The 25506-nt window shown below is 67.8% G+C and carries 25 protein-coding genes; 18 read left to right on the top strand and 7 right to left on the bottom strand.

Going from position 1 to position 25506, the window contains the following annotated elements; genetic code table 11:
* Positions 1-35: 35 nt before the first annotated feature.
* The 4 genes from I6N89_RS17420 to I6N89_RS17405 all read left to right on the top strand — a co-directional run bounded on the left by I6N89_RS17420 (position 36) and on the right by I6N89_RS17405 (position 5332).
* Positions 36-1892 carry a cation:proton antiporter gene (locus I6N89_RS17420; RefSeq protein ID WP_207019796.1) on the top strand — a complete coding sequence of 619 codons (1857 nt, stop codon included), beginning with the start codon at positions 36-38 and terminating at the stop codon, positions 1890-1892.
* A 76-nt stretch (positions 1893-1968) separates the two neighbouring features.
* A complete protein-coding gene (locus I6N89_RS17415) occupies positions 1969-3072 on the top strand; it encodes an ABC transporter ATP-binding protein (RefSeq protein WP_207019795.1) in 1104 nt (367 codons plus the stop codon).
* Positions 3069-4451, top strand: coding sequence for an ABC transporter permease (locus tag I6N89_RS17410; RefSeq protein WP_207019794.1), 1383 nt, complete (start codon positions 3069-3071; stop codon positions 4449-4451). The genes I6N89_RS17415 and I6N89_RS17410 overlap by 4 nt, the downstream gene beginning before the upstream one ends.
* The gene (locus I6N89_RS17405; RefSeq protein WP_207019793.1) at positions 4448-5332 is read left to right on the top strand and encodes an ABC transporter permease; all 885 of its coding nucleotides are present in this window, start codon (positions 4448-4450) and stop codon (positions 5330-5332) included. Before I6N89_RS17410 ends, I6N89_RS17405 begins: the two co-directional genes overlap by 4 nt.
* Here I6N89_RS17405 and I6N89_RS17400 read toward each other — a convergent pair.
* The 3 genes from I6N89_RS17400 to I6N89_RS17390 form a co-directional block, all read right to left on the bottom strand.
* Positions 5310-6191, bottom strand: coding sequence for a DMT family transporter (locus I6N89_RS17400; protein ID WP_207019792.1), 882 nt, complete (start codon positions 6189-6191; stop codon positions 5310-5312). The genes I6N89_RS17405 and I6N89_RS17400 overlap by 23 nt on opposite strands.
* Positions 6192-6269: 78 nt before the next feature.
* Positions 6270-7046, bottom strand: a complete 777-nt coding sequence (locus tag I6N89_RS17395; RefSeq protein WP_207019791.1) for a DUF533 domain-containing protein — start codon at positions 7044-7046, stop codon at positions 6270-6272.
* 108 nt (positions 7047-7154) lie between these two features.
* Positions 7155-8573, bottom strand: a complete 1419-nt coding sequence (locus tag I6N89_RS17390; RefSeq protein ID WP_207019790.1) for a protein adenylyltransferase SelO — start codon at positions 8571-8573, stop codon at positions 7155-7157.
* Between the two features lie 197 nt (positions 8574-8770).
* On the opposite strand from I6N89_RS17390, the gene I6N89_RS17385 reads away from it, so the two are divergent.
* Positions 8771-9703 carry a pirin family protein gene (locus tag I6N89_RS17385; protein ID WP_207019789.1) on the top strand — a complete coding sequence of 311 codons (933 nt, stop codon included), beginning with the start codon at positions 8771-8773 and terminating at the stop codon, positions 9701-9703.
* Positions 9704-9713: 10 nt separating this feature from the next.
* Here I6N89_RS17385 and I6N89_RS17380 read toward each other — a convergent pair whose 3' ends face one another.
* Positions 9714-10160, bottom strand: coding sequence for a GNAT family N-acetyltransferase (locus I6N89_RS17380; protein WP_207019788.1), 447 nt, complete (start codon positions 10158-10160; stop codon positions 9714-9716).
* A complete protein-coding gene (locus I6N89_RS17375; protein ID WP_207019787.1) occupies positions 10157-11095 on the bottom strand; it encodes a nucleoside hydrolase in 939 nt (312 codons plus the stop codon). Before I6N89_RS17375 ends, I6N89_RS17380 begins: the two co-directional genes overlap by 4 nt.
* 220 nt (positions 11096-11315) lie before the next feature.
* Here I6N89_RS17375 and zwf point away from each other — a divergent pair, with 220 nt between their 5' ends.
* The 4 genes from zwf (at position 11316) to I6N89_RS17355 (ending at position 15943) form a co-directional block, all read left to right on the top strand.
* A complete protein-coding gene (gene zwf, locus I6N89_RS17370; RefSeq protein ID WP_207019786.1) occupies positions 11316-12776 on the top strand; it encodes a glucose-6-phosphate dehydrogenase in 1461 nt (486 codons plus the stop codon).
* Positions 12773-13450: a 6-phosphogluconolactonase gene (gene pgl / locus I6N89_RS17365; RefSeq protein ID WP_328805897.1), complete on the top strand. Its 678-nt coding sequence runs from the start codon at positions 12773-12775 to the stop codon at positions 13448-13450. Before zwf ends, pgl begins: the two co-directional genes overlap by 4 nt.
* Before the next feature lie 20 nt (positions 13451-13470).
* A complete protein-coding gene (gene pgi / locus I6N89_RS17360) occupies positions 13471-15051 on the top strand; it encodes a glucose-6-phosphate isomerase (protein WP_207019784.1) in 1581 nt (526 codons plus the stop codon).
* 211 nt (positions 15052-15262) lie between these two features.
* A complete protein-coding gene (locus I6N89_RS17355; RefSeq protein WP_207019783.1) occupies positions 15263-15943 on the top strand; it encodes a PRC-barrel domain-containing protein in 681 nt (226 codons plus the stop codon).
* A gap of 93 nt (positions 15944-16036) precedes the next feature.
* Here I6N89_RS17355 and I6N89_RS17350 read toward each other — a convergent pair whose 3' ends face one another.
* Complete coding sequence (locus I6N89_RS17350; RefSeq protein WP_207019782.1) at positions 16037-16471, bottom strand: cupin domain-containing protein; 435 nt, start codon at positions 16469-16471, stop codon at positions 16037-16039.
* Positions 16472-16577: 106 nt separating this feature from the next.
* Between I6N89_RS17350 and I6N89_RS17345 the strand changes: the two genes are divergently transcribed.
* From I6N89_RS17345 to I6N89_RS17320, 6 genes are all read left to right on the top strand, one after another.
* A complete protein-coding gene (locus I6N89_RS17345; protein ID WP_207019781.1) occupies positions 16578-17198 on the top strand; it encodes a holin-associated N-acetylmuramidase in 621 nt (206 codons plus the stop codon).
* The gene (locus I6N89_RS17340) at positions 17189-17731 is read left to right on the top strand and encodes a holin family protein (protein ID WP_207019780.1); all 543 of its coding nucleotides are present in this window, start codon (positions 17189-17191) and stop codon (positions 17729-17731) included. Before I6N89_RS17345 ends, I6N89_RS17340 begins: the two co-directional genes overlap by 10 nt.
* A 166-nt stretch (positions 17732-17897) precedes the next feature.
* A complete protein-coding gene (locus tag I6N89_RS17335) occupies positions 17898-19868 on the top strand; it encodes a heme lyase CcmF/NrfE family subunit (RefSeq protein WP_207019779.1) in 1971 nt (656 codons plus the stop codon).
* Positions 19865-20356, top strand: coding sequence for a cytochrome c-type biogenesis protein (locus I6N89_RS17330; protein WP_076703717.1), 492 nt, complete (start codon positions 19865-19867; stop codon positions 20354-20356). Before I6N89_RS17335 ends, I6N89_RS17330 begins: the two co-directional genes overlap by 4 nt.
* A gap of 154 nt (positions 20357-20510) precedes the next feature.
* Positions 20511-21011: a DUF2087 domain-containing protein gene (locus tag I6N89_RS17325; protein ID WP_207019778.1), complete on the top strand. Its 501-nt coding sequence runs from the start codon at positions 20511-20513 to the stop codon at positions 21009-21011.
* Between the two features lie 70 nt (positions 21012-21081).
* Complete coding sequence (locus I6N89_RS17320) at positions 21082-21858, top strand: enoyl-CoA hydratase-related protein (RefSeq protein ID WP_076703721.1); 777 nt, start codon at positions 21082-21084, stop codon at positions 21856-21858.
* A 12-nt stretch (positions 21859-21870) separates the two neighbouring features.
* On the opposite strand, the gene I6N89_RS17315 is transcribed toward I6N89_RS17320, so the two are convergent.
* The gene (locus I6N89_RS17315) at positions 21871-23085 is read right to left on the bottom strand and encodes an MFS transporter (protein ID WP_207019777.1); all 1215 of its coding nucleotides are present in this window, start codon (positions 23083-23085) and stop codon (positions 21871-21873) included.
* 87 nt (positions 23086-23172) lie between these two features.
* Between I6N89_RS17315 and I6N89_RS17310 the strand changes: the two genes are divergently transcribed.
* The 3 genes from I6N89_RS17310 to I6N89_RS17300 are packed head-to-tail and all read left to right on the top strand — an operon-like array spanning position 23173 to position 25177.
* Positions 23173-23901, top strand: coding sequence for a precorrin-6A/cobalt-precorrin-6A reductase (locus tag I6N89_RS17310; RefSeq protein WP_207019776.1), 729 nt, complete (start codon positions 23173-23175; stop codon positions 23899-23901).
* On the top strand, positions 23880-24515 hold the full coding sequence (locus I6N89_RS17305; protein WP_207019775.1) for a DNA-3-methyladenine glycosylase family protein: 636 nt from the start codon (positions 23880-23882) through the stop codon (positions 24513-24515). The genes I6N89_RS17310 and I6N89_RS17305 overlap by 22 nt, the downstream gene beginning before the upstream one ends.
* Positions 24512-25177, top strand: a complete 666-nt coding sequence (locus tag I6N89_RS17300; RefSeq protein WP_207019774.1) for an alpha/beta hydrolase — start codon at positions 24512-24514, stop codon at positions 25175-25177. The genes I6N89_RS17305 and I6N89_RS17300 overlap by 4 nt, the downstream gene beginning before the upstream one ends.
* The last annotated feature ends 329 nt before the right edge of the window (positions 25178-25506 follow it).

The following is a 25506-nucleotide window of genomic DNA, read 5'->3' as shown; positions in this document are numbered from 1 at the left end:
GGCGCCATGGGGCGGCAATACCGGAAAGGACGACGATGGCAGTGGCGGAAAGCGCGGGGCTCGCCCCGGTACTGGGATTTGCGCTGGTGGGCGTGCTGGGGGTGGGCTCGCAATGGCTCGCCTGGCGGCTGCGCATGCCGGCCATCGTGCTGATGCTGCTCGCGGGGCTCGCGGTCGGGCCGGGGCTGGGCGTGCTCGACCCCTCGCGCGATTTCGGTTCGCTGATGCAGCCGATGCTGGCCATCGCCGTCGCCATCATTCTCTTCGAAGGCGGTCTGACACTGAGCGTGCATTCGCTCAGCGACGCCGCCACCGGGGTCAAGCGGCTGGTGTTTCTCGGCGCGCCGCTGGGTTGGGCCGCCTCCAGCGCCGCGCTGCACTGGGGCGCGGGGCTCTCGTGGGAGGCCTCGGCGGTGTTCGGCGGCATCATGATCGTCACCGGCCCCACGGTGATCGCGCCGCTGCTGCGGCAGGCGCGGCTGAAGCGGCGGCCGGCGGCGCTGCTGCAATGGGAGGCCATCGTCAACGATCCGGTGGGCGCGCTGGCCGCCGTGCTGGCCTTCGAGGTAGTGACGGTGCTGCACAGCGCCGCTTCGGTCAGCACCGCGGTGACCGACATGGTGGTCGGCATCGTAGGCGCCATCGTGCTCGGCGTCGCCGGGGGCTGGGGACTGGCGCGGTCGTTCCGCAACGCGCTGGTGCCGGAATACATGAAGGTGCCGGTGCTCTTCGTGCTGCTGCTGGCGGTGTTCGCGCTGTCGGACGCGCTGCTGCACGAAAGCGGGCTGCTCGCGGTCACCGTCATGGGGCTGTGGATCGCCAATGCCGATCTGCCGAGCTATGTGGAACTGCGCCGCTTCAAGGAACACGCGACGATCCTGCTGGTCTCGGGCGTGTTCATCCTGCTTGCCGCCAATATGGACCGCGAGACGCTGGCCTCGCTCGACTGGCGGGCGCTGGTCTTTGTGCTGGCGGTGGTGTTTCTTGCGCGCCCCCTGCCGGTGCTGGTGGCGCTGGCCTTTACCAATGTGCCCTGGCGCGAGCGGCTGCTGGTGGCCTTCACCGGCCCGCGCGGCGTGGTGCTGGTGGCGGTGGCGGGGCTCTTTGGCGAGCGGCTGGCGCAGCTCGGCATTCCCGACGGCGACCGGGTCGCGCCGCTGGCCTTTGCGCTGGTGGCGGCGACAGTGGTGCTGCACGGCTTTACCCTGACCCCGCTGGCACGGCTGCTGGGGCAGAACGCCACGGCGACGCCGGGGGTGATGATCGTCGGCGGCTCCCGCTGGGCGGCGGCGCTGGGGGCGGCGCTGAAAAAGCTCGACCTCCCGGTGGTGGTGGCCGACCCCAACCACGCACATCTGCGGCAGGCCCGCGAGGCGGGGCTCGAGACCTTCTGGGGCGACATCCTGTCGGAAGCCGCCGAGCACAAGCTCGATTTCGTCACCTATGACAAGGTGATCGCCGCCACCGACAACGATGCCTACAACACGCTTGTGGCCACCGATCTGGCGCCGGAATTCGGCCGCGAACATGTGTTCCAGCTCAAGCGCGTGCGTCAGGCCTCGGCGCGCCACGCGCTGCCGGCGACGCTGGGCGGCGGCAAGATCGGGCTCGACGAGACGTTTTTCGAATCCAATGCGCGTCTGTCGGAGGGCTGGGAATTCCGCGTCACCAAGCTTAGCGCCGAATTCACGCTGGAGGACTGGCGCGCCAAGAACCCCGAGGCGGTGCCCTTTGCCGATCTCGGCCCGAACGGCACGCTGCGCCTGCTGGGGCCGGAGGACAAGCCCAAGGAGACCGAGGGGACGCGGCTGCTGGTCTTTGCCCCCAAGCGTCAGGAGCGCAAGGAGGACCGGCGCGACGAGAACGGCAACGACACGATGAAAAGCGCCTGAGCCCGCGTCGGGGCGGCCATCAAGAAACTGTCACGTTCCGTCGTTAGGACAGGCCCGTTTCCGACGGAGTCTCCCCATGCGCGGCAAGGACGTGACGCTCGACAGCGTTTCCATCACCTATCCCAACGGCTTCACCGCGGTGGCGCCCACCGATCTGCGCATCGAGGCGGGCGAGTTCTTTTCGATCCTCGGCCCCTCGGGCTGCGGCAAGACGACGATCCTGCGCGCGGTTTCGGGCTTTATCGAGCCTTCGCAAGGTCGCGTGCTGATCGGCGGCGAGGATATGGCGGGCAAGGGGCCGAACGCGCGGCCCACGGCGCTGATCTTTCAGAACCTCGCGCTGTTCCCGCTGATGCCGGTCTGGGAAAATGTCGCCTTCGGGCTGGAGGCGCGCGGCATCGGCAAACGCGCCCGCCGCGACAGGGCGCAGGAGCTGCTGGATCTGGTGGCGCTCGGCGATCAGGGCGACAAGCTGCCCTCGGAGCTTTCCGGCGGTCAGCGCCAGAGGGTGGCCATCGCCCGGGCGCTGGCGGTGGAACCCTCGGTGCTGCTGCTCGACGAGCCGCTCTCGGCGCTGGATCTGAAGCTGCGCCAGCATATGCGCGCCGAGCTGCGCGCGATCCAGCGCAAGACCGGGGTGACCTTCATCTACATCACCCACGATCAGGGCGAGGCGCTCACCATGTCCGACCGCATCGCGGTGATGAACAATGGCGTCATCGAGCAGGTGGGCAGCGGCGACGAGATCTATTCGCAGCCCCGCACCGCCTTTGCCGCCAGTTTCGTGGGCGAGATCAACCGCTTCGAGGGCCGTGTCGAGACGGTGGAGAACGGCACCGCCCGCATTGTCACGCCGCTGGGCCGGTTTCGCGCCCGCAACCCCGAGCAGTTGGCGCCGGGCGCCGACGCGATGCTCTTCGTCCGGCCCGAGGCGATGGTGCCGGGCCATGCGGAAAACCGGCTGTCGGCACGGCTCAAGCGCCGCGATCTGGAGGGCGCCTTTCTCAACCTCTTCTTCGAGGCGCAGGGGGTGGAGCTTTCCGTTCACGTCACCAATGACGGGCGCGCGCCGGAACTTTCGGGGCAGGATCTGACGGGGCTGGGCTTTTCCGCCGAGCGTGCGGTGATCCTGCCGGCGGGGCCGCTGGCGCGCACCGGCAGCGAGCTCGCGGCGCAATGAACGGGCTTTTGCGCGGATACGGGCGCGGGCTGACGCTGGCGTTTTTCGCCGCCGCCGCGCTCTGGGGGCTGATGCTGATCGTGCTGCCACAGCTCACCATGCTGGAGCGCGCGATGACCGCGCCGGCCCGCGCGCTCGACAGCTCGGCGGCGCAGATGCTGATGCGCGACGCTCGCACCTGTATCTCGGTGCTGGAGAGCTATGCGCCCGACGCGGCCAGGCCCTCCGGCGGGCTGGCCATCCCCTCGCTCTCCGGCCCGGCGGCACCCACCTCCGGCCTGGCGCTGCCCTCGGTAAGCGGCGCGGAGACAACCGCGCGTCCCTATATTCTGCAATGCGACCGCGCCACCACCCATACCGCGCTGGTGCGCTCCGCCGGCGAGCCGCGCGCCTGGCTCGACGAGACCTACGGTCTACCGCTGCTCAGCGTTTCCGACAGCGCGCCCATCGCCGAGCAGAAAGCCACCGCCGAGGAAATCGGCGCGCTGGCGCTGAACCTTTACGGCGAGCTGAAAGAGCGCGAGGCCAAGGCCAACCTCTACACGCTCGAGAATTTCGCCACGCTCGCGAGCGCAAGGCTGATCCCGCAATCCGACGCGCGGCGGGCGGAGGAGAATGCGAAGCTCTCCAACAGGCTGCTGGCACTGATCGGGCTGCGCTTTGAGGCCGACGGTCAGACCTATGAACGCATCGGTCTGGTGACGCTGACCCGCACGCTGGTGCAGGCGGTGATCGCCACGGCGCTGGCGCTGCTGCTCTGCTATCCCATCGCCTACAAGGTGGCGCTGGCCACGCCGCCGCGCCGGGCGGTCTGGCTCTTCCTCGGGCTGGTGATCCCCTATGCCATTGTCGAGCTGATGCGGATCTATGCCTGGACCACGATCATCGACAATGCGGGGCTGCTGAACGGGCTGCTGCAATGGCTGGGCCTGATCGCCGAGCCGATCCAGTTCAAGCGCTTCCCCGGCACGGTCTTTCTGGTGATCGTCTACACCTATGTGCTGTTCATGGTGTTCCCGATCTATAACGTCATGAGCACGCTCGACCGCAACCAGATCGAGGCGGCGCGCGATCTTGGCGCTTCGCCCTGGCGGGTGCATCGCCGCATCATCATTCCGCATTCCAAACCCGGCATTGCCGTGGGCACCATCGCCACTTTCATGCTGGCGGCGGGGGCGTTTTCGGTGCCGCGCATTATCAGCCGCGGCCTTCAGGCCGAATGGTTCAGCCAGACGATCTACAACAAGTTCTTCGAGAGCCCGAACGCCAATACCGGCGCCGCCTACAGCTTTGCCTATACGCTGGTCTGCTTCGCGCTGGTGGCGCTCTTCATGTGGCTGATGCGGACGCGTCTCAAGGATTTCGCGAGGGTGCAATGAGCGATCTTGCCGATACACGCAGCGGCGCGCCGGTGTTTCGCCTGCCGCGCCTCATCAGCGCCGACGGGCTGCTGACGCTATACACCTGGGCGTTCCTCGCCTTCATGTTCCTGCCGCTGCTGCTCATGGTGCTGTCGTCATTCAACGATGTCTCGCCGCCCTCGGTGACCGACTGGCGGGGCATCACCGGCAAATGGTACGCGTTCTTCTGGATGCCCGAGGAGGCGCTGCGGGCAGACCCGGTGCTGCGCGCGCTCGACCGCGACCGCTTTGTCGGCTGTTTCGGCAATTCGGTACTGGTGGCCGCGCTCGTGGTGCCGCTGTCGCTGATGCTGGGGCTGGCCGGCGCGGTGCTGCTGACCCGCTGGCGGTCGCGCGCCAATGGCGTGCTCTGGTGGGTGCTGCTGTCGCCGATGCTGGCGCCGGGGATCGTGCTGGGGCTCTCGGCGCTGGTGTTCTGGGGACGGCTCGGCGTGGATGCGGGGCTCTTCACCATCGTCATGGCGCAGACCACCTTTATCGCCGGCTATCCGATGCTGATCCTGATGGCGCGGCTGCAACGCCAGCCGGTGGAGCTGGAGGAGGCGGCGCTGGATCTCGGCGCCACGCCGTTCCGGGTGTTCCGCCGGCTGACGCTGCCCTATCTGGCGCCGGCGCTGGCCTCGGCGGCGGTGATCGCCTTCATGGCCAGCATGGAGAATTACAACACCACGATGTTCGCCAAAGGCGGCGCCTGCACCTTTGCCACCGAGATCGGTGCCATGGCGCGCAACCCCAACGGCCACCCGCCGGTGATCAATGCGGTGGGCACGGTGATCATTCTGCTGACCGTGGCGGCGGCGGGGCTGCACACCGTCCTCACCCGACGCGAGGCGCGGTGACCCGCCGGCGCGGCGCGAGGATATAGAGCAGTAGCGCCGCGATCACGATGGCGCCGCCGGCGAGCATGCGCAGGCTCGGCGCCTCGCCGAGGCCAATCCAGACCCAGAGCGGCCCCAGCACCGTTTCGAGCAGCATCAGCAGGCTGACATTGGCCGCCTGCGTGTGGCGCGAGGCGGAGGACAGCGAAAAGAACGAGACCGGCAGGATGGCGAGCCCGGTGACAAGGATCGCCGCGACATTGCCCTCTGTCATCGCTGCGGGGCCGGTGAGCGCGACCCCGGTCAGCCCGGCCAGCGCCGCGCCGGTGCCGAGCGCCGGCAGCAGCGGCAGCGCCGGCGCGCGGCGCAGGGTGACAAAGGTGCTGGCAAGGCTCAGCGCCACGCCCAGCCCGCAGAGCGCCCCGGTGAGGGCTGTGCGGTTCACCGCCACATCGCCCTTGCCCGAGACCGCCAGCGCGATGCCCGCCAGCACGGCGGCGATGGCGGCCCAGGTGGCGCGGCTGGTGGGCTCGCCCAGCAGCAGCCGCGACAGCAGCGCCGCCCAGACCGGCCCCGTTGCCACCGCCAGCAGCACCACCGCCACCGGCGCCGCCGCGATGCCCAGCGGGAACAGCGTCGCGTTGCAGAACTGCGCCAGGATCAGCACCAGCCCGGCGCGGCTCAGCAGCGGGCGCAGCGCGCCCGGCGTCCGCCGGCTCAATAGCCAGCCGCTCCAGAACACCGCGCCGACGCAGAGCCCGCGCCAGCCCAGCATCTGCCAGCCATGCATGCCCGAAAGCCGCATGAGCAGCGCATCGGGCGTCAGCGCCAGCGCGCCGAACGCCGCGAGCGCGAGGCCGAAATAGGGGGAGCGGGACATGGGCGGTCTCCTGGGGGGGGAACACAAAAAGCCCCGCCCGAAACCGTCCGGGCGGGGGCAAAAGGGCAGGGGATGCGCTCAGGAATAGAGCGGCTGCATCCCCATCTGCATATGGAGCTGATTGACCACCACCTCGGAGAGCCCCATCGCCTTGGCCAGCGTGTCGAGGTAATCGGCCTCCTGCTGGGTGTCGACGCGGATGGTCATCAGCGAGGCGGCATAGACCTGCGGTTTCTGCGCCTCGGGCGTGTCGGCGGCGAGCCCGGCCACATCGACCGGCGCCGCGAGCTGCGCCTTGACGAAGGCGATGTCCTCGGGCGTGGCATCGTCGCCGACGGTTTCGAGGATCTTGGCCTGTTCCGCCTTGTCGATGCCGCCATCGGCCTTGGCCGCCTGGATCATCGCGCGCAGCATCAGGCCGGCGGCCTCCTCGGCTTCGGGCGGGGCGCCGGCCGCGCCCATCTGGTCGAGCATGCCGCCGACCCCCTTGCCGCCGGTTGCCGCCGCGCCGCCCATCATGGCAAACAGCCCGGCCATGCCGGCACCGCCCTGACCGCCGAGCGCCGAGAGCAGCCCGCCCTTGTCGCCGCTGCCACTGCCGGTGCCGCCGAGCCCGGCTCCGGCCATCATCGCGCCAAGCCCGCCCTGCTGCATCTTCTCCATCATCTCCTGAAACTGGCCGCCGCCCAGCATCTGGCCGAGCTGCGCCTGCTGCGCGGTGCCGGGCTCGCTGCCCTTGACCTGCGCACCGCCGCCGAGCAGGGCGCCCAGGCCCTGACCGCCGGACATCTTGTCGACGCCGCGCGCCGCGGCATAGCCGATGGCGACCTTCGCCAGCGTTCCCATAAGACCCATTTTCCGGTTCCTCCCGTCATCGGTGATCGAGCATCTTGCCGCCACTCTGGCAGAAAGCCGCCCCCCGCGTGAAGGGAAATTTCCCCGCGCCGACGCGGGCTTCGCCGGTCAGGTGCCGCAGAAGGTGGCGGGAACGACCTCGGCGGGCAGCGGCGGGCGGCGCAGCTCCTCAGCCTCGGGCTGGTCGTCAAAGGGATGGGCGAGCACACCGCGCATGTGGTGAAAGGCGCGCTCGTCGCCCTCCACCGCCGCCGAGATCATCTGTTCGATCCGGTGGTTGCGCGGGATAAAGGCGGGGTTGCTGCGCCGCATCAGCGCCTGCGGGTCGTCCTCGCCCTCGATCCGGGCGCGCCAGCGCGTCTCCCAGGCGTCAAAGGCCGTGGGGTCGGTGAACTGGTCGCGCGCGCCGCCATCGGCAAGCGCGCGGAAGGTATTGGTGAAATCCGCCTGCCCCTTGTGCATCAGGTCGAGCAGCTCGCCGATCAGCGCGCCGTCGTCGGGCGTCGGCGCGGAGATGCCGATCTTGGCGGCAAAGCGCGTCAGCCATTCGCGGCGCAGCGTGTCGGCCATGCCGTGCACGATCTCGGTAAAGCGTTCGACCGCGGCGTCGGCATCGGGCATCAGCGGCACCAGCGCGGTGGCGAGCTGCGCCATGTTCCAGATGATGATATCCGCCTGCGCCGCATAGGCGTAACGCCCGTGCCGGTCGATCGAGGAATAGACCTGGCCCGGGTCGTAGCTGTCCATAAAGGCGCAGGGGCCGTAATCGATGGTCTCGCCCGAGAGCGTGCAATTGTCGGTGTTCATCACCCCGTGGATGAAGCCGAAGCTCATCCACTGCATGACCAGCGCCGCCTGCCGGTCGCAGACCTGCTGGAGCAGCGCATCGGGGCTGGTGGCGCCGGGATAGTGGCGCGCGGCGGTGTAGTCGAAGAGGGTTTGCAGATCCTCATACTGCCCGCGCGAGGAGAAGAACTGGAAGGTGCCGACACGGATATGGCTCTGCGCCACGCGGGTGAGGATGGCGCCGGGCAGCGGACGCTCGCGATAGATGTCCTCGCCGGTGCGCACGGCGGCCAGCGCCCGGGATGTCGGCACGCCGAGCGCGTGCATCGCCTCGCTCACCACATATTCGCGCAGCACCGGCCCCAGCCAGGCGCGCCCGTCGCCGCGCCGGGAATAGGGGGTGGGGCCGGAGCCCTTGAGCTGGATGTCGCGGCGGATGCCGTCGCGACCCACCACCTCGCCCAGCAGATGCGCGCGCCCGTCGCCGAGCTGCGGCGAGAAGCCGCCGAACTGGTGCCCAGCATAGAGCTGCGCCAGCGGGTCGGCGCCCTCGGGCAGCACATTGCCGGCAAAGACCGGTCCGAGGCGCGGATCTTCGGTGCCGGTGATGCCCAGCTCCTCGGCAAGCGCCTCGTTGAAGGCGATGAGCCTGGGCGCGCTCACGGGGGTGGGCTTCAGCCGTGTGTAGAAATAGCCGGGCAGGCGGGCATAGCTGTTGTCGAAGGGGATGTGCAGGGTCATGGCACTCAGATAATCATGCGTGGCGCGAAGGGAAGGGTGAGGCTTTGCCCTCAGGATACCCGCATTTCCCTTGGCGTCCAATCGGGGGCGGTCACTGTCCTGTGCAAAAACGCGCATATCCCGCGCGAAACCCGGCGGTTTGCGCATGCGCCGATTGCGCTATCTTCAGGTCATAGCCCGAGAACGAGGAGGCCGATATGAGCTGGAACCCTGCGCTTGACCCGCATTGCCCCACCGGAGACGAGGTGGATGCCATCGACACGCTGATCCTGCCGCGCGCCCGCGATCTCGGCGGGTTCGAGGTGCGCCGCGCGCTGCCCGCGCCGAAGCGGCAGATGGTCGGCCCGTTCATCTTCTTCGACCAGATGGGCCCGGCGGAATTCCTGCCGACGCGGGGCATGGATGTGCGCCCGCACCCGCATATCGGGCTCGCCACGATCTCTTACCTGTTCCGGGGGCGCATGCATCACCGGGATTCGCTGGGCACCGATGCCTGGATCGAGCCCGGCGCGGTGAACTGGATGGTGGCCGGAGAGGGCATCACCCATTCCGAACGCACCGACGACAAGACGCAGGTCGACCCGATGCCCTTCTTCGGCATCCAGACCTGGGTTGCTCTGCCAAAGGATCACGAGGACCGCGCGCCGCTCTTTCAGCATGCCGCCGCCGACGAACTGCCGTTTCTCGAAGGCGAGGGCAAACAGGTGCGGCTGGTGCTGGGCGATGCCTGGGGCGCGCGGGCGCCGGTCGAGACCGACTCGGAGATGTTCTATGCCGATGCGGTGCTGGAGGCTGGCGCCGCGATCCCGCTGCCGGACAATCACGAGGACCGGGGCGTCTATGTGGTCGAGGGCAGTGTCTCGCAGGCCGGCACCAGCTATGAGGCCGGGCAGATGATGGTGTTCCGCCCCGGCGACCGGGTGTCGCTGAAAGCCGGGCCGCAGGGCGCGCGGGTGATGCTGCTCGGCGGCGCGACGCTGGAGGGGCCGCGCTATATCTGGTGGAACTTCGTCGCCTCATCGAAGGAGCGCATAGAGGAGGCCAAGGAGGCCTGGCGCCGGGGCGACTGGGAAAACGGCCGCTTTCACCTGCCGCCGGGCGACGACGCAGAGTTCATTCCGCTGCCGTGAGGCCTGGGGTCTAGAGGACGCGGCTCATCAGAGCGTAGCCCTCGCGCAGCTGAAAGCGGTTGCGCCCGTAAAAGCGCTGCAACGGTTCGTCGGTGCGGTCGGCTTCGAGATGCACCGCCTTCACACCCGCGTCGCGCAGCCCGGTGACCAGCTGGTGCAGCGCTTCGCCGCCCATGCCGCGCCCGCGCACGGCGGGGCGGATGAAGATCTCGTCGAGCACGGCGTCGAGCCCGCCGAATTCCAGGCTCCAGCCGAAGCTCACCAGTATATAGCCGACCGGCGCCTTGCGCGGTCCTATGAGCCATATAGCCCCGTGCGGCAGCCCGTCGAGAATGGGGGCCAGCGCGGCGCGGATATGGGCCTCGTCCGTGCCGTAACTCTCTTCTGCGTGAAAAGCCGAGACCAGCGGCATGAGCCTGTCGATGTCCTCGGATCCGGCGAGATGCAGCGATTTCATAGCCGCGCCAGCCGGTCCGTCAGCAGGGCAAAGAACCCATCCGAGTCGAGGTCGCCGATATAGGTGGCATTCTTCGGACGGTCGGTCACCCCCCACCAGTCTGCGACGGTCATGCCGCGGGTCAGCTCGGAGACCGTCTCGATCTCGACATTGATGAAGCGGCCGGTGAAGAGATCGGGCGCGAGCAGCCAGGCGGTGACGCACGGGTCATGCAACGGCGCGCCGTCCCAGCCGTATTTGTCGCGGTCGAAGCGTTCGAAGAAATCGGTCATCTCGGCCACCGCCTCGCCGACCGGTGTGCCGAGCGCGCGGAAGGCATCGTTGCGCGGTTTGGTCACCAGCGCCTTATGCGTGACATCGAGCGGCATGACGGTGAGCGGCACGCCCGAGTGGAAGACGATATCCGCCGCTTCAGGATCGACATAGATATTGAACTCGGCGGCGGGGGTGATGTTGCCGACCTCGAAATAGGCGCCGCCCATCAGCACGATCTGCTTGACCCGGCCGACGATATCCGGCGCCCGCTGAAACGCGGCGGCGATGTTGGTCAGCGGTCCGAGCGGGCAGAGCGTCACGGTGCCTTCGGGTTCCTGACGAAGCGTGTCGATGATGAAATCCACCCCATTCCGCGATTGCAGGGGCATGGTAGGGGCGGGCAGGACGGGGCCGTCGAGACCGGTGGAGCCGTGCACATGCTCGGCGGTCACCAGCGCGCGGCTCAGCGGTTTGTCGCAGCCGGCAAAGACCTTGATATCCGGGCGGCCGGCGAGTTCGCAGACGATGCGCGCGTTGCGTTCGGTCAGCGCCAGGGGCACGTTGCCCGCAACGGCGGTGATGCCGAGAACCTCAAGCTCTTCCGGCGAGGCAAGCGCCAGAAGAATGGCGACCGCGTCGTCCTGGCCGGGGTCTGTATCGATGATGATGCGCTGCGCCATGATATTTCCTTACTAAGTACCTGACAGGGGTGGCATGCAGGCTGGCGGTGTTCAAGCGCCAAGCCCGGCCAGAGGCAAATCACAGCATCATCGCGCTTTTCCTGCCGCTTGTCATTGCCGACCTGTCACGGGGTGTTAGACTCGTCAGGCAGTTAGGGTTAGGGAAGGGCGCAATTAGCGCTAACATCTGAGCATGCAGAGAATCGGAGATACGCCAGAAATGGTTTCCCGCGTCATCCCGGTCGATCCGTTCGACCTCGTTATTTTCGGCGGCACCGGCGATCTGGCGCGGCGCAAGATCCTGCCCGGGCTGTTCCGGCGGTTCTGCGCCGGACAGATCCCCGAAAACAGCCGCATCATCGCTGCCGCCCGCTCCGAGATGGACGATGACGGCTATCGCGAACTCGCCCGCGAGGCGATCGAGGAGTTCGGCCGCAAGAAGGGGCGCGACAAGAAGGCGGTGAAGGCCTTCCTCAAGCATCTTTACTATGTGCCGGTCGATGCCAAGGGCGAGGGCGGCTGGAAAGAGTTGAAGGAGCGCCTGCGCGATGACGACGACGTGGTGCGCGCGTTCTATTTCTCCGTCGGGCCGAGCCTCTTCAGCGATCTCGCGGAGGGGCTCCAGGTCAACGGGCTCAGCCACCGCGACGTGCGCATCGTGGTCGAGAAACCCTTTGGCCACGATCTCGAAAGCGCGCGCGAGCTCAACGAGGAGCTGGCCAAGCATTTCCACGAGGATCAGATCTATCGCATCGACCATTACCTCGGAAAGGAGACGGTGCAGAACCTGATGGCGGTGCGCTTTGGCAATATGCTGTTCGAGCCGCTGTGGAACGCGCAATACGTGGATCACATCCAGATCACCGTCTCCGAGACGGTGGGCGTGGGCGGTCGTGGTTCCTATTACGACAACGCCGGCGCCATGCGGGACATGGTGCAGAACCACCTGATGCAGCTTCTGTGCCTGATCGCCATGGAGCCGCCGGCGCGGTTCGAGGCCGACGCGGTGCGCGACGAAAAGCTCAAGGTGATCCGGGCGCTCGATCCGGTGGACCCGGACCAGATCGTGCGCGGGCAATATACCTCGGACGGGCAGATGCCCTCCTATCGCGAGGATGCGGAGAACCCGACCTCCAAGACCGAGAGCTATATCGCGCTGAAATGCTATATCTCCAACTGGCGGTGGGCCAACACGCCCTTCTATCTGCGCACCGGCAAGCGGCTGAACGCGCAGGCCTCGGAGATCGCCGTGGTGTTCAAGGACGCGCCGCATTCGATCTTTGGCATCGACGCGGGGCGGCATCGCAATGTGCTGTCGATCCGGCTTCAGCCCAATGAGGGCATGACGCTGGGTGTGACCATCAAGGAGCCGGGGCCGGGCGGCATGCGGCTGGTGGACGTGCCGCTCGACATGTCCTTTGCTGAGGCGCTGGGGCCGGAGGCCGAAGAGGCCGCCGATGCCTATGAACGGCTGATCATGGATGTGATCCGGGGCAACCAGACGCTGTTCATGCGCGGCGACGAGGTCGAGGCCGCCTGGGCCTGGACCGATCCGCTGATCGAGGGCTGGGAACGGCGCGGCGACTCGCCCAAACCCTATGACGCCGGCAGCGGCGGGCCGGACGATGCGGCCTTCCTGATCAACCGCGACGGTCGCCGATGGAGGAGGATACAGACGTGACCTACGAGTTCCGCGTCTATCCCGACCGCGAAATGCTGGCGATGGATCTTGCCAACCAGATCGCCGGCGAGCTGCGCGCGGCGCTCGGCCATCAGGAGCGCGCGGCGCTGGCGGTGCCGGGCGGCACCTCGCCGGGGCCGGTTTTCGACGTGCTCTGCGCCGCCGATCTCGACTGGTCGCGCGTCGATGTGCTGCTCACCGACGAGCGCTGGGTGCCGGAAAGCTCGGAGCGCTCGAACACGAAGCTGCTGCGCGAGCGCCTGCTGATCGAGCGCGCGGCCGCCGCCCGCTACCTGCCGCTTTACGCCGACGCGGAACGGCCCGAAGATGCCATGGACGATCTCTGCGCGGCCATCGAACCGGCGCTGCCGCTGGCGGCGGTGCTGCTCGGCATGGGTGCCGACCTGCACACCGCCTCCATCTTTCCCGGCGCCGACCGGCTGAAGGATGCGCTGGACGAAGATGCGCCGATCCTGCTGCCGATGCGGGCACCGGGCGCACCGGAGCCGCGTATTACGCTGAGCGCGCCGGTTCTCGATGGCGCCTTGAAAAAGCATGTGCTTATTTTCGGTCAGGAAAAACGCGATGCGCTGGAAAACGCGCGGGGAATGCCGCCTGCCGAGGCACCGGTGAACGCGGTGCTCGACGAGGCCACCGTGCACTGGGCCGAATAAAGCGAAAATGGGATTTGATCATGTGGGATGAGCTGACGAGCCTCGCCGCCGCGCGCGACGGGCGCCGTATCGACGCGCTTTTTGCCGAGGATCCGGGACGCGCGCAGGCATTCTCCATCGCCAGCGACGGGGTGCTCTTCGATTTCTCCAAGACGCAGATCGACGGTGAGGTGAGCGCCGCGCTGGTGGCGCTGGCCGAGGGCGCGGAGGTCGCCGCGCGGCGCGACGCGATGTTTGCGGGCCAGAAGATCAACGAGACCGAAGGCCGCGCGGTGCTGCATACCGCGCTGCGCAATCTCGACGGCGCGCCGGTGCTGGTGGATGGCGAGGACGTCATGCCGGAAGTGCTGGAGACGCTCACGCGAATGGAGGCGTTGGCTGCGGAGATCCGCAGCTCAGGCATCACCGATGTGGTGAATATCGGCATCGGAGGCAGCGACCTTGGCCCCAAGATGGGGGCGATTGCGCTGGCGCCCTTCCATGACGGGCCGCGCTGTCATTTCGTCTCCAATGTCGATGGCGCCGATATCGCCGACACGCTGAAACGCTGCCCGCCCGAGAGCACGCTCTTCATCATCGCGTCGAAGACCTTCACCACCATCGAAACCATGACCAACGCGAAAACCGCCTGGGACTGGCTCGATGCGCAGGGCGTGGGCACCGACGGCAAGTTCGTGGCGCTGTCCTCCAACCTGGAGAAGGCGGCGGAATGGGGCATACCGGAAAGCCGCGTTTTCGGCTTCGAGGACTGGGTCGGCGGGCGCTATTCCATGTGGGGGCCCATCGGGCTCTCGCTGATGATCGCCATCGGCCCGGAGGATTTCCGCGCCTTCCTGCGCGGCGGGCAGGCGATGGACAGGCATTTCCGCGAGACGCCGCTGGCACAAAACATGCCGGTGATGCTGGCGCTGGTGGGGATCTGGCACAATCAGATCCTCGGCCATGCCACCCGCGCTGTGCTGCCCTATGACAACCGCCTGGCGCGGCTGCCGGCCTATCTTCAGCAGCTGGAAATGGAGAGCAACGGCAAGAGCGTGAGCATGGACGGCGCCGATCTGGCGCAGAATTCCGGCCCGGTGGTCTGGGGCGAGCCCGGCACCAATGGCCAGCATGCGTTTTACCAGCTCATCCACCAGGGCACCCGGGTGGTGCCCTGTGAGTTCATGGTGGCGGCAAAGGGCCACGAGCCCGACCTGGCGCATCACCACGCGCTGCTCATCGCCAATTGTCTGGCGCAGTCCGAGGCGCTGATGCGCGGGCGCTCGCTCGACGAGGCGCGCGACAAGGTGGCGGGTGCGTTCGAGGGCGAGGAGCTCGAACGGCAGGCGCGGCACCGGGTGTTCCCGGGCAACCGGCCCTCCACCACGCTGATCTATCCGCAGCTCGATCCCGAGACGCTGGGACGCATCGTGGCGCTCTATGAGCATCGGGTCTTTGTCGAAGGCGTGATCCTCGACATCAACTCCTTCGACCAGTGGGGCGTCGAGCTCGGCAAGGAGCTGGCCACGGCGCTGGGGCCGATGGTGACGGGCGACGAGCCGTCCGATGGCAAGGACGGCTCGACCCGGCAGCTTCTGGACTTCGTGCACAGGAACTGCTGAGCGGGCGGTGGGCAGATTGCCCACCCTACCGCCGAGTTCCGTAGGGTGGGCAATCTGCCCACCGTTTCCTCTCGGTCATCGCATTCCGGTTTCTCTGGAATTGTTCCCTGACATTAATGTCATGAGCGGGTTTTTGCCCGGGTGGAACGTGTCCGGCACCGGCGTGTTGTGGCTGTATCAAGTCACGAAGACAACACACGGAGGAAAGACCATGAAACGCCTTACCGCAACCGTTGCTGCCATCGCACTGACCGCCGGCACCGCCTATGCGCAGAGTGCCGAGACCGACGAAACCAAGACCATGCCCAAGCAGGAAACCGGGGCCATGGAATCGATGGAGAACAACGCCGACGCTGCAATGGCCGAAGGCGAAGACGCTCTGGAAGAGACCGGCGACGCGATCTCGAACACTGCCGACGCGGCCGGTCAGGCTATCGAAGACGGTGTCGAGGCGACCGGTGACGCGATGCAGACCGCAGCCGACGAGACCGGCGATGCCATGCGCAACGTCGCGAGCGACGCGAAAGCGCTCTTCGAAGGTGACGCGGACGGCATGATCCGCACCCGCGATATCACCGGCGGCACCGTCTATGCGATCGACGCCGATGGCGAGATGACCGACTGGGACGACTCGATGGGTTATGACGCCGTGTCCGACCAGTGGGACAATGTCGGTGAAATCGAAGATATCGTGCTGACCTCCGACGGCTCCTTTGAGGGTATCGTGGCCGAGGTCGGCGGCTTCCTCGACATCGGCGACAAGCATGTCCACCTCACGATGAGCGACGTGAAGCTGGTGCCGGTGGATAACGACCGTTACGCCGTGGTGACGAACTTCACCAAGCAAGAGCTGATGGACATGGAAAATGTCGATGAGTCGGCCATGAACTGATCCGGCACATCGCCGCAGGATGAGAGGCCGGGGCAGCACTGCCCCGGTCTTTTTTTGTGAAAAAGATATTTTATTGCAGGCTAGTACGGGGTTTCACGAAATGTCGAAACCCGGCTCGGCAAGGGTGAAACCGTCAAAGCGGAAGCCCGGCGAGACAGTGCAGCTCACTAGCGTCCACTCGCCGGTGCTGCGCGCCGCCTGCCAGTGATGGACCGGTACCACGAGCTGCGGCCGCGCGCCGCTTGCCAGATCGGGGCCGAGCATCAGGTCGCGGCGCGGGCCGTCCGCGTCCGGCGCCATCGACAGCACCAGCGGCGCGCCGGCATGCCAGAGCCAGATTTCGGCGGCATCCACCCGGTGCCAGTGGCTGCGCTCACCCGCCTTCAGCAGGAAATAGATGCAGGTCCCCGCCGGCCGCGCGCCCTCGGGCGCCTCGGCCACCCAGGTCTGCCGGTAATACCCGCCCTCGGGATGCGGCGAAAGCTCCAGCAGGGTGATGATCTCCTCGGCGGTGAGGGGCGGGGTCATGGCGGTCTCCGTGCGGTGGTCTGAAGCTTGGTTAACCAGTTTCTGGCGAGCTTCGGGAAGGGGGCTGTCCCCCGACCCTGAGGCAAAGAGGCGCGAGAGACCAGAGATGACCGCAGAAACAGAGGTACGGCGGATCGCCGAAGAGATCCTCGCCCGCGAGGGCGGCTATGTGAACGACCCCGACGATCCCGGCGGGGCGACGAAATACGGGGTGACGATCCACACCATGCGCCGGCTGGGGCTGGATCTGGATGGGGACGGCGATGTCGACGCGCGGGATGTGCAGCGGCTGAGCCGGGCGCAGGCGGTGGAGATCTTTATCCGGCATTATTTCGACCGCCCGCGCATCGGCGATCTGCCCGAGGTGCTGCATGCCACGGTGTTCGACATGTATGTGAATGCCGGCGGCAATGCGGTGAAGATCCTGCAACGGCTGCTCAACCGGATGGGCGAGCGGGTGGTGGTTGACGGCGCCATCGGGCCGCAGACCATCGCCGCCGCCGCGCGCGCCTATGCCGGCGCGCCGGATCACCTGGCCGACGCCTATGGTATCGCGCGGCGGAATTATTATTTCGCCCTGGCCGATGCCCGCCCGGCGAGCCGCAAATACGCCCGCACCCGCGCCGGCGGCAAGGGCGGCTGGATCCGCCGGGCCGAGGATTTCATCTCGCCGCGCTTTCATCTGACGGAGGCGCAGTTCCGCGCCCGGGTGGCGGCATGGGGATGATCGACCGCACCATGGGGCTGCTCTTTGGCGGCGGCGGCACTGTTCTCCGCGACACGGCGGAGGTGTTCCGCGTCAACGCCGAGGCGCAGGCGGCGCGCGAGGCGGGGCTTCAGGGCAAGGCGCTGGAGCAGTTCGCGGCGGAGTTCCTCGGCCAGCGGCCATCGCGCTTCGACCGGTTGATGGATGCGCTCAACCGCGTGCCGCGCCCGGCCATGGCTTTGGGAACGCTGGGGCTTTTCGTTTCGGCCATGGTCGATCCGGTGTGGTTCGCCGAGCGCATGACCGGCATCGCGCTGGTGCCGGAGCCGCTCTGGTGGCTGCTGGCGGTCATCGTGGGGTTCTATTTCGGCGCGCGGCACCAGACCAAGGGCCAACAGTTCCGCCGCGAGATGGCGGCGACGGTGGCGGCGGTGCCCGAGGTCATGGGGCAGTTGCGCGGGCTCGAGGCGCTGCGCGCGCAGACGGAGCCGGAGGAGCGGGAAGAGACGGCGCCGAATCCGGCGCTGGCGGAGTGGCGCGCCGCGCGGTCCTGAGCGCGGGTCCCGGCCGCCGGGGCGGTTTGTGAGTATTTGAGAGAAAGATGAAGGGGCGGGGCGGTTTCAGGGCCGCCCCGTCGCCATATCGGATTGCGACAATGTGAACAGGGCCGTTCCGCGATTTCCGTTGGCCGGGCGGGGGCGGTTCAATATACACAAGGGCATGGTTACCGAACTTGGACATTTCGCCCTGATCCTCGCCTTCCTCGTCGCCTGCGTGCAGGCGGTGGTGCCGATGGTGGGCGCGCAGAAACGCTGGCCCGGCTGGATGGCCGTGGCCGAGCCCGCCGCAACCGCGCAGTTCCTGCTGACAGCGCTCAGTTTCGCGGCGCTGACCCATGCCTTCATCACCTCGGATTTCTCGCTGCGGGTGGTGGTGCAGAACAGCCATTCCGCCAAGCCGATGCTCTACAAGATCTCGGGCGTGTGGGGGAATCACGAGGGCTCCATGCTGCTCTGGGTGCTGATCCTGTCGCTTTTCGGGGCGCTGGCGGCCTGGTTCGGGGGCAATCTGCCGCCGACGCTGCGCGCCCGGGTGCTGGGGGTGCAGGCGATGGTGGGGGTGGCGTTTTTCGCCTTTATCCTCTTCACCTCGAACCCGTTTCTGCGCATGGCGGTGCCGCCCTTCGACGGGCAGGATCTGAACCCGCTGCTGCAGGATCCGGGTTTGGCCTTTCACCCGCCCTTCCTCTATCTCGGCTATGTCGGGCTCAGCATCTGTTTCAGCTTTGCCGTCGCCGCGCTGATCGAGGGCCGCGTGGATGCCGCCTGGGGGCGCTGGGTACGGCCTTGGACGCTGCTCTCCTGGGTGTTCCTGACCATCGGCATCGCGCTGGGGTCGTGGTGGGCCTATTACGAGCTCGGCTGGGGCGGGTTCTGGTTCTGGGATCCGGTGGAGAACGCCAGCTTCATGCCCTGGCTGCTGGCCGCCGCCCTGCTGCATTCCGCCATCGTGGTGGAGAAGCGCGAGGCGCTGAAGAGCTGGACGGTGCTGCTGGCGATCCTCGCCTTCGGATTCTCGCTCATCGGCACCTTTATCGTGCGCTCGGGCGTGCTGACCTCGGTGCATGCCTTTGCCACAGATCCCGAGCGCGGCGTGTTCATCCTGGGGATCCTGGTCTTCTTCACCGGCGGCGCGCTGACGCTCTTTGCGGCGCGGGCCAATGTGATGCAGGCCAAGGGGGTGTTCGGCATCGTCAGCCGCGAATCCGCGCTGGTGGTGAACAATATCCTGCTGGCGGTGGCCTGTTTCGTGGTCTTCACCGGCACGCTCTGGCCGCTGGTGGCCGAGATGCTGTTCGACCGCAAGCTGAGCGTCGGGGCGCCGTTCTTCAACATGGCCTTCACCCCCTTCATGGTGGTGCTGGGGGCGATCCTGCCCATCGGCGCCATGCTGAGCTGGAAGCGCGGCAAGCCGGGGCGGGTGATGCGCCAGCTGGCGCCGGCCTTTGTCCTGGCACTGGCCGTGGCGGGGCTGTTCTGGGCGATGCAGACCGGGCGCAGTCTGCTCGGGCCGATCGGCATGTTCCTCGGCACCTGGCTGATCGCCGGGTCGCTCACCGATATCCTCAGCCGCCTCGGCAAGAGCCGCGATTTCGGCCGGCTGCTGCGCCTGCCGCGCGCCGACTGGGGCAAGGCGGTGGCGCATGCGGGGCTGGGCGTCTGCATGGCCGGCATTGCCGGGCTCATGGCCTGGGAGCAGGAGGATATCCGCGTCGCGCAGCTGAACGAGCCCTTCACGGTCGACCGTTTCGAGATCGAGCTGCTGGGCGTCGAACGTGTGCAGGGGCCGAACTACATCTCGGATATGGGTGAGGTCGCGGTGCGCGAGGAGGGCAGGGAGATCGCCCATCTCTACCCGGAGAAACGCACCTATCCAGTGGCGCAGATGCCCACCACCGAGGCCGCCATCGACTACCGTTTCCTGCGCGATGTCTATGTGGTGATCGGTGACGCGCAGCAGGGCGGCGGCTGGACCATGCGGGTCTATATCAAGCCGCTGGCCAACTGGATCTGGGCGGGCGCGATCCTCATGGCGCTCGGCGGCGCGCTGAGCCTGTCGGACCGGCGGTTCCGCGTCGCCGCCGGTGCGCGCAAGAGCGCAAAGCTGCGGCAGGGGGTGCCGGCGGAATGAGACGGCTGATTGTCTGGCTGGGCAGATCCCCGGCGCTGCTGACGCTCGCGTTCCTGCTGGTGGCCAATCTCGCCGCCGCCGTGCAGCCCGACGAGATGCTCGACGATCCGGCGCTGGAGGCGCGGGCGCGTGAGATCTCCAAGGGGCTGCGCTGCCTGGTCTGTCAGAACGAGAATATCGACGATTCCAACGCCTCTCTGGCACGCGACCTGCGCCTTCTGGTGCGCGAGCGGCTGGTCGAGGGCGACAGCAACGAAGAGGTCGTCGAGTATCTCGTCGATCGCTATGGCGAGTTCGTGCTGCTGAAACCCACCTCCGGCGGCTGGAATTGGCTGCTCTGGGCGGCGGGGCCGATCCTCTTTGTGCTGGCGCTGATCACGGCGGGGTTCTACCTGCGCGGTCGCGCCACCGCGACGCCGGCGAGCGAGGCAGGGCTTTCCGACGAAGAGCGCGCGCGGCTGCGGCAGATTCTGGACGAGCAGGGCTGAGCCTGCTAAAGCACGGGCAGGGTCGGCAGTTCACCCAGTCTCCGCCAGTCGCTAAACCTGCATCTTCATCGCTTTTCCTTTCCCCGGCGATACCCGATGGACAAGGGCGGATCTCCACCCCGAGAGGGGCGCGGTATCGGTTCCGGAGGATCTGATGACCCGTGACGTGATATCCCTGACGATCGACGATCTGTCGCATTTCGCCCGCAGCCTGCGCGCAGGGCTCGCCAGCCCGCCTTCGCATCTGGAGATGCTGGGGCAGATCGCCCGCGCGGCGGGCTACCGCAATTACCAGCATCTGCGTGCCAGCCATGCGCCCGCGCCTCAGGCGGATCGCAAGCGGGTCGAGCGCGCGCTGCGGCATTTCGACGGGCAGGGGCGGCTGATGCGCTTTCCCGGGCGCACGCGGATGCAATGGCTCTGCCTCTGGCCGCTCTGGGCGCAGCTTCCCGCGCGGCAGGAGATGAGCGAGCGCCAGATCAGTGTCCGTATCGACGCGCTGACCGGGTTCCGCGATGCCGCGCAGCTCCGCCGGTCGATGGTCGAGGCCGGGCTGGTGACGCGCACCGTGGACGGTGCGGTCTATCTGCGCCGCGAGCAGGCGCCGCCGCCCGAGGCGCGGGCGCTGATCGCGGCGCTTTCGGCGCGGCTCTGAGGCGGGGTTTGCCTTTGCCAAACCGGTCGGTTCCGTGTTCCATGCGCCCGATGCGACAGCGAGGCGGGACATGATTTACGACACGATCAAACTGGAGGAGGCGGAGGGGGTGGCGCTGATCACCCTGTCCCGGCCCGAGGTGATGAACGCGCTCAATACCCAGATGCGCGCCGAGATCGCCGACGCGGTGCGCCAGGCCGGGCGCACGGCCCGGGTGCTGGTGATGACCGGCGAAGGCCGGGCCTTCTGCTCGGGTCAGGATCTCGGCGACCGCGAGACGGCGGCCAATATCGACCTGGAGCGGGTGCTGCGCGACGAATACGCGCCGATGCTGAATGCCATCGTCGATTGCCCGCTGCCGACCATCGCGGCGGTGAACGGGGCTGCGGCGGGCGCGGGGGCCAATCTGGCGCTGGCCCATGACGTGGTGATCGCGACGGAAAGCGCGTTCTTCATGCAGGCCTTTGCACGTATCGGGCTTATCCCCGATGCCGGCGGCACCTGGGCACTGCCGCGCCAGATGGGGCTTGCCAAGGCGATGGGGGCGGCGCTCTTTGCCGACCGCATCAGCGCGCGGCAGGCCGATGACTGGGGGATGATCTGGGAGGCGGTGCCGGATGCGGAATTCGAGGCGGTGTGGCGCGCCCGGGCGGCGCATCTGGCCAATGGGCCGACCCAGACCTATGCCCGCATCAAGACCGCGCTGCGCGGCGCCTTCGAGAACGATCTCGACACCCAGGTGGAGCTCGAGTCGCGGCTTCAGGGCGAATGCGGCAAGAGCCGCGATTTCAAGGAGGGCGTGGTGGCCTTCCTCGAAAAGCGTCCGCCGAGCTTCGAGGGACGGTAGCGCGGCGGCGGGTTACTCCGCCGCCTGTTCCTGCGGGCGCAGCACCAGCCAGATCAGCGCGCCGCCGGCGAGCATCAGGAAGGGCGCCATGGCCATGTTGACCGCCGTCCAGCCCTCCTGCGCGGTGCCGCCTGAGCAGTTCATCAGCCCGCCCGAGGCCAGCGAGGCCATGGTCACGCCGCCAAAGACCAGCAGGTCGTTTAGCCCCTGCATGCGGCCGCGCTCATGCGCCTCATGCGCGCCGGCCAGCATGGTGGTGGCGCCGATGAAGCCGAAATTCCAGCCGATGCCCAGCAGCACCAGCGCCAGGAAGAACTGCTCCAGCTCGACGCCCATCAGCGCCACGCCACCGGCGCAGGCAAGGATGAAGAGCCCCAGGGCGACGACCTTTTCCACCCCGAAGCGACCGATCATGTGGCCGGTGAAGAAGGAGGGCACATACATCGCCAGAACGTGCGCGGTGACGATATTGGCGGCGTCGCCGGTCTCGAACCCGCAGCCCACCACCGCCAGCGGCGTCGAGGTCATCACCAGGTTCATCAGCGCATAGCTCACCATGGCGCAGATCACCGCCACGGCGATGCGCGGCGTGGTCAGCAGCTCCCAGCGGCTGCGGCCCTTGGGGGCGTCATGGGCGGGCACCGGCGGCTTGGGGATGTCGAGGAAGAGGAACATCACAGAGCCCACGAGGTTCACGGCGATCACCGCCGCATAGGTGCCGAGGAAGGGGATGACGAAGGCATTGGCCGTGAGTTTCACAAGCTGCGGCCCGATCACCGCCGCCAGCAGCCCGCCCGCCATCACGTAGGAGATCGCCTTGGGCCGGAACGCCTCCGACGCGGTGTCGGCGGCGGCAAAGCGGTAAAAGCCCTGCGCCGACATGTAGATGCCGGTCAGCAGGCTGCCCAGCAGGAAGATCGGGAAGGAGGCGGTATAGAGCCCCCAGGCGCCCACTGCGCCACCAAGCGCGCCGCCCAGCGTGCCGAGCGCGAATCCCGCGCGGCGGCCAAAGCGCTGCATGAAGGCCGAGACCGGCGTCGCCGCCAGCATCGAGCCCAGCACGATCATCGAGATCGGCAGCGTGGCGAAACAGGGATTGCCGGCAAGCGACTGTCCCGCCAGCCCGCCGATGGTGAAGATCATCGGCATCTGCGCGCCGAGAAGGGCCTGCGCGGCCACCAGCACGGTGACGTTGCGTTTGGCGCGGGAGTCTTGAACGGTATCCATGGGGGCAAGCCGTAGGATGCGGCGCGACCTATCGCAAGGGGGGAATATGTTTGGCAGCGCACAGTCAGGGCGGCTAAGAGGGAGAGGATGAAGGATTTTCACGCCTCTGTTCTGATCGTCGGCGGCTCTGCCGAGGCCCGCGCGCTGGCCTCGCGCCTGCCGGGCTGCGCCGTGCGGCTTTCCGCGCCCGAGCGGATGCCGCGCCCCTGGCCGGCGCCGGTGAGCCACGGGCCGGTGACGGCGGGTTGGCTGGCGGCGCAGGGGGTGGGCGCAGTGATCGAGGCGGCGCATCCCTGCGATGACGACACCGCCTTTGCCACCGCGCACGCCTGCGCCTCGCTGGGGCTGCCGCATCTGCAACTGGTGCGCCCGGAATGGCGCCCCGGGCGCGGCGACCGCTGGGCGATGCTGCGCCATGCCAGCGAGGCGGCGGCCTGCGTGCCTTGCGGCGCCACGGTGCTGGCCTCGCTGGGGCGCGGGCGGCTGGCCGGGCTGCGCAATTTCGACGGCTTTGTCTATGCCCGAACCCTGTCGCCGGCGATGGGCGGATTTCCGCTGCGGCGCGGACGCTTTCTGCCGAGACAGGGGCCGTTCACGCCGCGCGGCGAGGCGGCGCTGATCCGGCGGCTGGGAATCGGCTGGCTGATTCCCCACAATGCGGGCGGTGCCGGCGGCTGGCCAAAGCTCGCCGCCGCGCGGGCGCTGGGGCTGCCGGTGGCGATGCTGGCCCGCCCGCGCCGCCCAGAGGGCGCGCGGGTCGAAACGGTGCGCGAGGCAATGGACTGGGCGGGGCGATGGCTGAGATTGGACGCATAATCGAGGGCGACGCCTGCGTTGCCGAGGGCGCGAGCTGGCTTGCCGAGGCCGAGCCGCGCTTTGCCCGGGCGTTGGAGCGCACCGGCCCGCTGCCGCTGCGCCTGCGCCCGGACGGGTTCGGGCAGCTTCTCTCGGCCATTGTCAGCCAGCAGGTCAGCGTCGCCTCGGCCCGGGCGATCTGGGCCAAGCTGGAGGCGGCGGGCATGACCACGCCCGACGCGATTCTCGCGACCGATGAGGAGGGGCTGCGCGCGCTCGGTCTCTCGCGGCAGAAGGCCGGCTATGCCCGCGCGCTGGCCGAGGCCGGCATCGACTTCGATGCGCTGCGCCACGCGCCCACGGGAGAAGTGGTCGAGACGCTGGTCGCGGTGAAGGGCATCGGGATCTGGACCGCCGAGATCTATGCCATGTTCTCGCTCGGCCGCGCCGATGTCTTTGCGCCCGGCGATCTGGCCTTGCAGGAATCCGCCCGGCTGCTCTTCGATCTGCCGGAGCGGCCCAAGGAGCGCGCGCTGCGCCAGATGGCCGAGGCCTGGAGTCCCTGGAGATCGGTTGCAGCACGGGCGCTCTGGGCCTACTACCATGTGGCGAAACAGCGAGAGGGGATCGTATGACCCGCGTTCTGCAAACCGGCCGCAAGGAGCCCGTCTCGGGTGAGAAACGCTCCTGCGTGGTCTTCCTGCACGGCTATGGCGCCAACGGGGCCGATCTTCTGGGGCTGGCCGATCCGCTGGGCGAGCATCTGCCCGACACGCTCTTTGTGGCGCCCGACGCGCCCGAGAGCTGCGCCGGGGCGCCCTTCGGCTATCAGTGGTTCCCGATCCCCTGGCTCGACGGCTCCTCCGAGGAGGAGCAGGAATCCGGAATGGCGCGCGCGGTGGAGGATCTCAATGCCTTTCTCGACGCCCTGATGGTCGACGAGGATCTGCTGCCCGAACAGGTGGCGCTGGTCGGGTTTTCGCAGGGCACGATGATGGCGCTGCATGTGGCGCCGCGCCGCGAGGATGAGGTTGCCGGCGTGGTCGGGTTTTCCGGGCGCCTGTTGCAGCCCGAGCTGCTGGCCGACGAGGTGGTGAGCCGCCCGCCGGTGCTGCTGGTGCATGGCGATGCCGACGATGTGGTGCCGCCGCAATCGCTGCCCGACGCGGCGGAGGCCTTGCAGGAGGCGGGTTGGAAAGAGGTCTATGCCCATATCATGAAGGGCACCGGCCACGGCATCGCGCCCGACGGGCTGTCGGTGGCGCTGGCCTTCTTGCGGGACAAGTGCGGGTTCTGAGGGGACGGTAGGCAGAGTGCCCTGCCTACGGCGGAGCATTGCCCTGGCGCGGGACAAGGCCGAAGGCCGCCGCGCCATCGTCATGCTGAAGGCATGCCTCTGGCATGACCCGTCCCGTCGCACCAAAGGTGCGCCGTTTATAATCGGCACGCCTTTGGCGTGACGGGCTGGCGATTTGGTGACGTCAGCGCGAAGTGTCGAGGTCTTTCGGATGTGGCTGGGATAAATCGAGAAGCTCAGAGGTGAGGTCGCCACCCCACGGGCCGGCGATGGCGCGGCTCTGTCTGGGCCGGCACTCGTAGGGTGGGCAATCTGCCCACCACTCCCGT

Source organism: Salipiger abyssi (assembly GCF_017311415.1).
Lineage (GTDB): Bacteria > Pseudomonadota > Alphaproteobacteria > Rhodobacterales > Rhodobacteraceae > Salipiger > Salipiger abyssi_A.
The sequence above is the reverse complement of the archived record's forward strand: the minus strand, read 5'-3'. Positions and strand labels throughout refer to the sequence as shown.

What these genes read in the sequence shown, in the direction of transcription:
- I6N89_RS17420 (WP_207019796.1), top strand. Translation starts at nt 36, where the DNA reads ATGGCAGTGGCGGAAAGCGCGGGGCTCGCCCCGGTACTGGGATTTGCG.
- I6N89_RS17415 (WP_207019795.1), top strand. Translation starts at nt 1,969, where the DNA reads ATGCGCGGCAAGGACGTGACGCTCGACAGCGTTTCCATCACCTATCCC.
- I6N89_RS17410 (WP_207019794.1), top strand. Translation starts at nt 3,069, where the DNA reads ATGAACGGGCTTTTGCGCGGATACGGGCGCGGGCTGACGCTGGCGTTT.
- I6N89_RS17405 (WP_207019793.1), top strand. Translation starts at nt 4,448, where the DNA reads ATGAGCGATCTTGCCGATACACGCAGCGGCGCGCCGGTGTTTCGCCTG.
- I6N89_RS17400 (WP_207019792.1), bottom strand. Translation starts at nt 6,191, where the DNA reads ATGTCCCGCTCCCCCTATTTCGGCCTCGCGCTCGCGGCGTTCGGCGCG.
- I6N89_RS17395 (WP_207019791.1), bottom strand. Translation starts at nt 7,046, where the DNA reads ATGGGTCTTATGGGAACGCTGGCGAAGGTCGCCATCGGCTATGCCGCG.
- I6N89_RS17390 (WP_207019790.1), bottom strand. Translation starts at nt 8,573, where the DNA reads ATGACCCTGCACATCCCCTTCGACAACAGCTATGCCCGCCTGCCCGGC.
- I6N89_RS17385 (WP_207019789.1), top strand. Translation starts at nt 8,771, where the DNA reads ATGAGCTGGAACCCTGCGCTTGACCCGCATTGCCCCACCGGAGACGAG.
- I6N89_RS17380 (WP_207019788.1), bottom strand. Translation starts at nt 10,160, where the DNA reads ATGAAATCGCTGCATCTCGCCGGATCCGAGGACATCGACAGGCTCATG.
- I6N89_RS17375 (WP_207019787.1), bottom strand. Translation starts at nt 11,095, where the DNA reads ATGGCGCAGCGCATCATCATCGATACAGACCCCGGCCAGGACGACGCG.
- zwf (WP_207019786.1), top strand. Translation starts at nt 11,316, where the DNA reads ATGGTTTCCCGCGTCATCCCGGTCGATCCGTTCGACCTCGTTATTTTC.
- pgi (WP_207019784.1), top strand. Translation starts at nt 13,471, where the DNA reads ATGTGGGATGAGCTGACGAGCCTCGCCGCCGCGCGCGACGGGCGCCGT.
- I6N89_RS17355 (WP_207019783.1), top strand. Translation starts at nt 15,263, where the DNA reads ATGAAACGCCTTACCGCAACCGTTGCTGCCATCGCACTGACCGCCGGC.
- I6N89_RS17350 (WP_207019782.1), bottom strand. Translation starts at nt 16,471, where the DNA reads ATGACCCCGCCCCTCACCGCCGAGGAGATCATCACCCTGCTGGAGCTT.
- I6N89_RS17345 (WP_207019781.1), top strand. Translation starts at nt 16,578, where the DNA reads ATGACCGCAGAAACAGAGGTACGGCGGATCGCCGAAGAGATCCTCGCC.
- I6N89_RS17340 (WP_207019780.1), top strand. Translation starts at nt 17,189, where the DNA reads ATGGGGATGATCGACCGCACCATGGGGCTGCTCTTTGGCGGCGGCGGC.
- I6N89_RS17335 (WP_207019779.1), top strand. Translation starts at nt 17,898, where the DNA reads ATGGTTACCGAACTTGGACATTTCGCCCTGATCCTCGCCTTCCTCGTC.
- I6N89_RS17330 (WP_076703717.1), top strand. Translation starts at nt 19,865, where the DNA reads ATGAGACGGCTGATTGTCTGGCTGGGCAGATCCCCGGCGCTGCTGACG.
- I6N89_RS17325 (WP_207019778.1), top strand. Translation starts at nt 20,511, where the DNA reads ATGACCCGTGACGTGATATCCCTGACGATCGACGATCTGTCGCATTTC.
- I6N89_RS17320 (WP_076703721.1), top strand. Translation starts at nt 21,082, where the DNA reads ATGATTTACGACACGATCAAACTGGAGGAGGCGGAGGGGGTGGCGCTG.
- I6N89_RS17315 (WP_207019777.1), bottom strand. Translation starts at nt 23,085, where the DNA reads ATGGATACCGTTCAAGACTCCCGCGCCAAACGCAACGTCACCGTGCTG.
- I6N89_RS17310 (WP_207019776.1), top strand. Translation starts at nt 23,173, where the DNA reads ATGAAGGATTTTCACGCCTCTGTTCTGATCGTCGGCGGCTCTGCCGAG.
- I6N89_RS17305 (WP_207019775.1), top strand. Translation starts at nt 23,880, where the DNA reads ATGGCTGAGATTGGACGCATAATCGAGGGCGACGCCTGCGTTGCCGAG.
- I6N89_RS17300 (WP_207019774.1), top strand. Translation starts at nt 24,512, where the DNA reads ATGACCCGCGTTCTGCAAACCGGCCGCAAGGAGCCCGTCTCGGGTGAG.